Consider the following 7,050-nt stretch of genomic DNA (forward strand, 5'->3'; position numbering starts at 1 on the left):
GCGCAGCAGCACAGGCTTCTGGAACACCAACGCCTGCCGCGCCGTGGCCTCGGTCGCCGGCAGGCCGTTCCAGCTCACGCTTCCCGCGCTGGGGGCCAGAAGCCCGTGCAGCAGCTTCAGCAGGATGCTCTTGCCCGCCCCGTTCGGCCCCATGATGACGGTGCAGCCGTGGCGCGGCAGGGTCAGATCGACCCCGTCGAGCAGCGCGCCCTGCGCGATGTCGAGACGCAGCCCCGAGACCCTCAGCGGCAGCAGCGGCAGGCTCGGCGCAAAGGCCGCGCTGCGGCGGGGGATGCGGACGGCGTCGGTCATCCGCAGGTCGGAGAGGTCAGACATGGGCGGCCCCGTAGCTTGCTTGTTTGGCGGCGCTCATGCGCAGCATCTGCACGCCGGCATTCACGCCGAGCGCGATCACCAGCAGGATGATCCCCAGCGCCAGCGCCAGCGGCAGGTCGCCCTTCGAGGTCTCGAGCGCGATGGCGGTGGTCATGACGCGGGTCAGGTGGTCGATATTGCCGCCCACGATGATCACCGCGCCAACCTCGGCGGCGGCGCGTCCGAAGCCCGCCAACCCCACGGTCATCAGCGCATAGCGCCCGTCCCAGAGCAGGGTGGTGATGCTTTGCCAGCGGGTCAGGCAGAGCGAGCGGAACTGCTCGGCATATTCGCCGTGCAGATCCTCGAGCACCTGCCGCGACAGCGCCGCGACGATCGGCACGATCAGGATGGTCTGCGCGATGATCATCGCGCCGGGCGTATAGAGCAGCCCGAGAAACCCGAGCGGCCCCGAGCGCGAGAGGTAGAGATAGACGAGCAGACCCACCACCACCGGCGGCAGCCCCATCAGCGCATTGATCAGGACCAGCACCGCGCCACGGCCCCGAAACCGGCTCACGGCGATCAGCGCCCCCACCGGCAGACCGCTGGCGCAGGCGATCAGGGTCGCGCTCAGGCTCACCTGAAGCGACAGGCCGACGATCTCGAAGAGATCGGCGTCGCCGGACAGTACCAGCGACAGCGCCAGGCGGAAGGCCTCCCCGATATCTTGCAAAATCTACCTCCCTTCGGAAATTTTGCAGTAAGCCGACCTTAGCCTCGATCCCACACGATGCAAGCCGCTTGTTTGCGCGCAAACACTCCCTGAGCTGTGCAGGTCACGCTCCGAGGCCTGCCCCAAAGGCCCCTGCGCTTCGCGGGCCACCGCATGAAGCCCTCGTAGCGGCCATGCCGGAAACGCAAAACGCGCCCCGGAATGCCGGAGCGCGCTGCATAATTTCCCGCGCGCCGTCGTGGCGCGCTTCGCCCTCAGGCGCGGTAGTCGCTGCCCAGCCCGTCGATGGAGCGCAGATGCGCCTCCCATTCGAGCTGCAGATCGCCGTCTTCCTCGTTCATCTGCACGTACTGGCCATGCACACGGGAAGCGATCTCGTCATCGACCAGGCGCAGCTTTTGCCCCGACGACGTGGCGGCGACCTGAATCTCGCAGGCGCGCTCGAGGTAGAACATGTTGTTGAACATCTCCGCCGCGCTGCCCCCCGTGGCGATGAGCCCGTGGTTGCGCAACACCAGAACCGGATGATCGCCGAAATCGGCCACGATGCGCTCGCGCTCCTCGAGATCGAGCGCGATGCCTTCGAAGTCGTGATAGGCGATGCGGTTGTGGAACTGCAGCGAGATCTGGTTGAGCGGCAGCAGGCCGTCTTCCATGCACGATACGGCAACGCCCGCGCGGGTGTGGGTGTGCATGATCCAGGCCGCGTCATGGCGGTGCATGTGCACCGCCGAATGGATGGTGAAGCCCGCCGGGTTCACCCGGTGCGGGCTGCCGTCGACCTTGTTGCCGTCGACATCGATCTTCACCAGCGAGGAGGCGGTGATCTCTTCCCAGCGCCAGCCATAGGGGTTGATCAGGAAATGCCCGTCCTCCCCCGGCACCCGGGCGGTGATGTGGGTGTAGATCAGGTCGGTGAACTTGTGCAGCGCCGCGAGGCGGTAGCAGGCGGCAAGCTCTTCGCGGGTGCGGCGCTCGGCGTCGGACATGGCGGGCATGGTGGTCTGGCTCTGAAAGGTCATCGGGGTCTCCTGTGAGGGCGCCGCGCCGGGGCGCGTGCCTCACCCCTAGCGCAAAGCGCGCCGCGGGTGCCACAGAAACCGCCCGCCCCGCGCGCACACTGGCCGCGCAATGCTGCAACGCCGGGATCGCGCCCGGCGATCCGGGCTGGCCTTCGGGCGCCATTACGCTAAGTCGCCGCCCAACGTGCCCGCAGTGTGACAGGCAAGCGGGCCATGTCCGAAACACAAGAACGCAAGATACGTGGTGACATGACCTTTCACAGACGCTGGATCGCAACGATGTTGATCCTCGCGGCGCTTGTTTTCAGCGCCATCGCACCGACCCCGACGCTGGCCCAGGAAGCCGCGTCGACAGAAACCACCCCCAGCAATCTCGAGCTCCTGCTCGACGTGATCGAGAACGACGACAGCCGCGCCGCGCTCATCGAGGAGCTGCGTGCCGCGCAGACCGAGGCCGAGGCCCCGGTCGACGACCAGATCGTCGAGACGCTCGCCACCGGCACCGAGACCCCGTCCGAAGACCTCTCCTTCAGCCGCCGCATCGCGCTGATCACGCAGGAGGCAGCGCATGACATCGCCGCGGGGCTCGAAAGCGCCTGGACCCAGATCACCCGCGCCCCGCGGGTCTTCGAGGGCTTTAGCGGCGGCGAGGCGGGCGTGCTGCTGGACGCCGCCAAGCAGCTGGCGCTGATCATCGTCGTCACCGTGGCGGTGTTCCTCGTGCTGCGGCGCATCGGAAAATCGCTGTACGCCCGGATGGACGCCAAGGCCGAAGCCAGCGGCGCGCTGCGCACCACGTTGCTGTTCATCGCCTCGGCGCTGATCGACGCGCTGATCGTGATCGTCGCCTGGGCGGCGGGATATCTCATCGCCACGCTCTTTCTCGGCAATTTCGGCGAGATCGGCATCCGCCAGACGCTCTATCTCAACGCGTTCCTGCTGGTCGAGCTGGCCAAGGTCGGCGTGCGGCTGATCCTGTCGCCGGCGTCGAGCAGCCTGCGCCCGCTGCCGGTCTCGGACACGGCGGCAAAGTATCTCGGGCGCCGCCTGAACTTCATGGTCGGCCTTGCCGGCTATGGTCAGCTGCTGATCGTGCCGATCATCAACACCAACATCTCCTTCGCCGCCGGGCGCGCGGTCTCGGCGCTGGTGGCGCTGATCGTCGTCGGCCTGGCAATCTGGATGGTTCTGCGCAAGCGCCGCCCGGTGGCCGGGTGGCTGGAGCGCGGTGGCCGCAGCAACACCGACATCGTCCGCGAGAAGCGGCTCGAGCAAGACGGAGAGCCGGTCGAGTCCGGCGCCCCCGAGGAATTCCCGATGGGCTCCCCCGAACCGGAGAGCAAGAAACGCAGCGGCTTGCAGGTGCTGGCGCGCAACTGGCACATTCCGGCGCTGCTCTACCTGCTCACCATGCTCGTTCTGGTGCTGGTCCAGCCCGGCGACGTGGCGTTCCTGTCGCTGGTCAATTCCGGCCAGGTGCTGCTGGTGGCGATCCTCGGCGTCGCAGTCTCGGGCGTGATGACCCGGACGATGGTCAACGGCGTGCAGCTGCCCGACAGCGTCAACGCGCGCCTGCCCGCGCTCCAGCGGCGGCTCAACACCTTCGTGCCAAAGGCGCTCTTCGTGCTGCGGCTGGTGATCTTTGCGCTGGTGGCGATCTTCGCCCTCAACGCCATCAGCCTGATCGACCTGCGCGGCTGGATGGCGAGCCAGATCGGCATCGAGCTGACCGGCACGGTGTTCTCGGTGGTCGCGGTTCTGGTGGTGTCCTTCGCGGTCTGGGTGGCGCTGACCTCCTGGGTCGACTACCGCCTCAACCCCGAGTTCGGCACCGTCGCCACCTCGCGCGAAAAGACCCTGCTGACCCTGCTGCGTAACGCCGCGACCATCGCGCTGCTGGTGATCACGCTGATGTTCGTGCTCTCCGAGATCGGCCTCGACATCGCGCCGCTTCTGGCCTCCGCTGGGGTGCTTGGCCTGGCCATCGGCTTCGGCGCGCAAAAGCTGGTGCAGGACATCATCACCGGCATCTTCATCCAGTTCGAGAACGCGATGAACGTGGGCGACGTGGTCACCGCCGGCAGCACCACTGGCGTGGTCGAGAAGTTGACCATCCGCTCGGTGAGCCTGCGCGACGTCAGCGGCGCCTATCACCTGATCCCGTTCTCCTCGGTCGACATGGTCACCAACTTCATGCGCGAGTTCGGCTATTTCGTCTGCGACATGGGCGTCGCCTATCGCGAGAACATCGACGAGGTGAAGCAGGCCATGCTGGATGCCTTCGAGCAGCTGCGCCAAGATCCAGATCAGGCGGCCAACATCATGGGCGATCTGGAGTGGTTCGGCATCAACGCCTTTGGCGACAGCGCCGTGGTGGTGCGGGCACGGATCAAATGCGTGCCGGGCACCCAGTGGGGCGTGGGCCGGGCCTATAACGGCGTGCTGAAAGAGGTGTTCGACGCCCGCAACATCGAGATCCCCTTCCCGCACCAGACGATCTATCTGGGCGAGTCCAAATCGGGCGAGACCCAGCCCTTCCGGGTCGCGATGGAGGGCAAGCCCGAGGGCGACGGCACCGCCTGACGCCCACGCCGAACGACACGACAGGCCGCGCAGCACCGCTGCGCGGCCTGTTCTGTTTGCGGATCGTTCGAGAGCGGTGCCGGGCCGACAGGGGCGGCGGGCGCTATCCCCGCCAGCGGCGCACCCGGCGCTCCCAGGGTTGCAGCACCAGCCATTCCACCGCCAGCATCACCGCGATGAAGGAGAAGGCGTAGACCAGCACCATCGCCACGTCGAAGAGCTGGAAATACAGGTGGATCTGAAAGCCGATCCCGTTGGAGCGGCCAAGGAACTCGACCACCAGAACGATTTTCCAGATCACCGCCACGCCCGAGCGCGCGGCCGCGGTGACGAAGGGCGCGAGCTGCGGCAGCACCACGTGGCGCATCCGCGTGCCCCAGGGCATCCGGTAGACCCCGGCCATGTCGTCGAGCCTCGGGTCGAGCGCCCGCGCGCCCTCGCGGATCACCGTTGCAACGTTGGGGATTTTGTTGAGCGTCACCGCGGCGATGGCGGCGGTCTCGGTGAGGCCGATCCAGAGATAGCACAGCACGATCAGCACCAGCGCCGGCAGGTTGAGGAAGATCACCAGCCACGGATCGAGCCAGCGGTCCACCGCCGGCATCCGCCCCATCACCAGCCCCAGAGCGGTGCCAAGGCTCATCGCCAGCACGAAGGCCCAGGCCACCCGGCCCAGCGTGCGCCCCAGATGATAGAGCAGCTCGCCCGAGCGCAGTGCCTCCAGGAAAGGCGCGACCAGATCCCACGGCTGCGGCAGCACCTGCGGGTCGGCGGTCAGCGTCGCGGCGAGGATCCACAGCAGCACCAGCCCGCATAGCGAGATCGCGGTGACCGCGATGCCTCCCGGCGCCCGGCGCGCGGCCGGCTCCGTGCGCTGCCAGCGCTCGGCCGTGTCTTGTCCCTGCACGGGTCTCCTCCCCCTGCCTCAGACGGGAAGGGTGGCCGCTTGTCCCGGCGGCGTCAATTGCTCCGAAGGGAGGAGGCGCGGTTTCGTCGCGCAAGCCGCACCAGCGCGGGTCCGCGGGGTGGCTTTCCCATTTCGAAACTCTCGATTTGTCCCCGCCAGATCCGACGAACCTCAACGCGCGGCGCCCCATGCACTTCTGGCGCAGATAGGCGTCGCGGAGACTAGACGCGCAATGTCGGCTTCGAGCCCAACTTGCACCTCGCTGCCGTATTGACCAAGGTCAGCATCGAGGAGGGTGAAAGGCCATGAAAATTATGTGTTTGAACGGCTGGGGCGGCAAGCTTCATGACGTGATGCTGCCCTATCTGGCCTCGACCGCGCCCGATATCCTCTGCCTTCAGGAGGTCATCCACAGCCCGTCGTCCGGAAAGGACTGGCTGACCTATCGCGACGGCGATCACGTCCTGCCCCAACGCGCGAACCTGTTTCGCGACGTCGCATCGGCGCTGCCGGACCACGTGGCCATCTTCTGTCCTGCGGCGCAAGGCGTCCTCTGGGACGGTGACGTGTCGATCCCGTCACAGTGGGGCTTGGCGACTTTCGTTCATCGCTCTTTCCCGATCATCGGACAGGTTCAGGGCTTCGTTCACAAGGACTACTCTGCCAAAGGCTTCGGCGAGCACCCGCGCTCTCGAAGCGCCCATGGGGTGCGCGTGTGGGACTACGACGCGGACCGCGCCTTGAGCGTCACGCACATGCACGGGCTGCGAGACTTGGCTGGGAAGATGGACACGCCGGAGCGTCTCGAACAAGCACATCGGCTGCGTGATCTCTCGAGCCAACTGGCGGAGCCCGATGATTTGAGGGTGATCTGCGGCGACTTCAACGTCGAGCCGGACAGCGAGACGCTCTCGATCCTTGCCGATGCCGGGATGACCGAACTCGTGACGACCCACGGGTTCGAGGGCACCCGCAACTCGCACTACAGGAAGCCGGGCCGCTTCGCCGATTACATGCTGATCAATACCCCAGATGCCGTGACGGGGTTTGACGTCATCTACGACCCCGAAGTCTCGGACCACTGTCCGATCATCCTCGACGTGTAGCGCGTGTAAAACGGCCTGTCTCTCAAAGATCTGGAACGTCAGGAAAGTCCGCCTGGCCGACTTTCAGGGCAAAGTCTTTCAGGGCAAAAAGCTTCGGTGCTGATACTTTCGCTTTCCCTGGTGGATAAGCGGAAAAAAGATCAAAGGAAATGCCACGCGGCCGGCCCTCCCGACAGGGCCGCGTGACGGGATCAGACCTCTTTTTCGTTCGGGTTGACCATCTGGCATTTCCAGCCGGTCACCTGAAAGCGCGGATGCGTCTCGGTCCATTTTGCCAGCTCGGGCTGCGCACCCATCATGCAGGTCATCGGCGTGATGTCGGTGAACAGCAGGCTGCGCTCCTGGCACTGATCTGGCGCTGTGGACAGACAGGCCACAAAG

Annotated in this window: 7 protein-coding genes; 2 read left to right on the forward strand and 5 right to left on the reverse strand. The window is 66.2% G+C overall.

Features of this window, described 5'->3' with window-relative positions:
• The 3 genes from AC6RA4_RS21830 to AC6RA4_RS21840 form a co-directional block, all read right to left on the reverse strand.
• Nucleotides 1-336, reverse strand: a 336-nt coding sequence (locus tag AC6RA4_RS21830) for an ATP-binding cassette domain-containing protein (protein WP_500163890.1), incomplete at its 3' end; no start/stop codon positions are given.
• Nucleotides 329-1,051 carry an ABC transporter permease gene (locus AC6RA4_RS21835; RefSeq protein WP_500163892.1) on the reverse strand — a complete coding sequence of 241 codons (723 nt, stop codon included), beginning with the start codon at nt 1,049-1,051 and terminating at the stop codon, nt 329-331. The genes AC6RA4_RS21835 and AC6RA4_RS21830, both read right to left, overlap by 8 nt.
• Before the next feature lie 254 nt (nt 1,052-1,305).
• Entirely contained in the window at nt 1,306-2,073 is a 768-nt protein-coding gene (locus AC6RA4_RS21840; protein ID WP_500163893.1) for a class II aldolase/adducin family protein, read from the reverse strand.
• 249 nt (nt 2,074-2,322) lie between these two features.
• Here AC6RA4_RS21840 and AC6RA4_RS21845 point away from each other — a divergent pair, with 249 nt between their 5' ends.
• On the forward strand, nt 2,323-4,656 hold the full coding sequence (locus AC6RA4_RS21845) for a mechanosensitive ion channel domain-containing protein (protein ID WP_500163895.1): 2,334 nt from the start codon (nt 2,323-2,325) through the stop codon (nt 4,654-4,656).
• A gap of 103 nt (nt 4,657-4,759) precedes the next feature.
• On the opposite strand, the gene AC6RA4_RS21850 is transcribed toward AC6RA4_RS21845, so the two are convergent.
• Complete coding sequence (locus AC6RA4_RS21850) at nt 4,760-5,563, reverse strand: ABC transporter permease (protein WP_500163896.1); 804 nt, start codon at nt 5,561-5,563, stop codon at nt 4,760-4,762.
• A gap of 305 nt (nt 5,564-5,868) precedes the next feature.
• On the opposite strand from AC6RA4_RS21850, the gene AC6RA4_RS21855 reads away from it, so the two are divergent.
• A complete protein-coding gene (locus AC6RA4_RS21855) occupies nt 5,869-6,669 on the forward strand; it encodes an endonuclease/exonuclease/phosphatase family protein (RefSeq protein WP_500163898.1) in 801 nt (266 codons plus the stop codon).
• Nucleotides 6,670-6,860: 191 nt separating this feature from the next.
• On the opposite strand, the gene AC6RA4_RS21860 is transcribed toward AC6RA4_RS21855, so the two are convergent.
• On the reverse strand, nt 6,861-7,050 hold a 190-nt coding region (locus AC6RA4_RS21860), incomplete at its 5' end, for a hypothetical protein (RefSeq protein ID WP_500163900.1).

The sequence above is a fragment of the Salipiger sp. genome, from assembly GCF_059781815.1.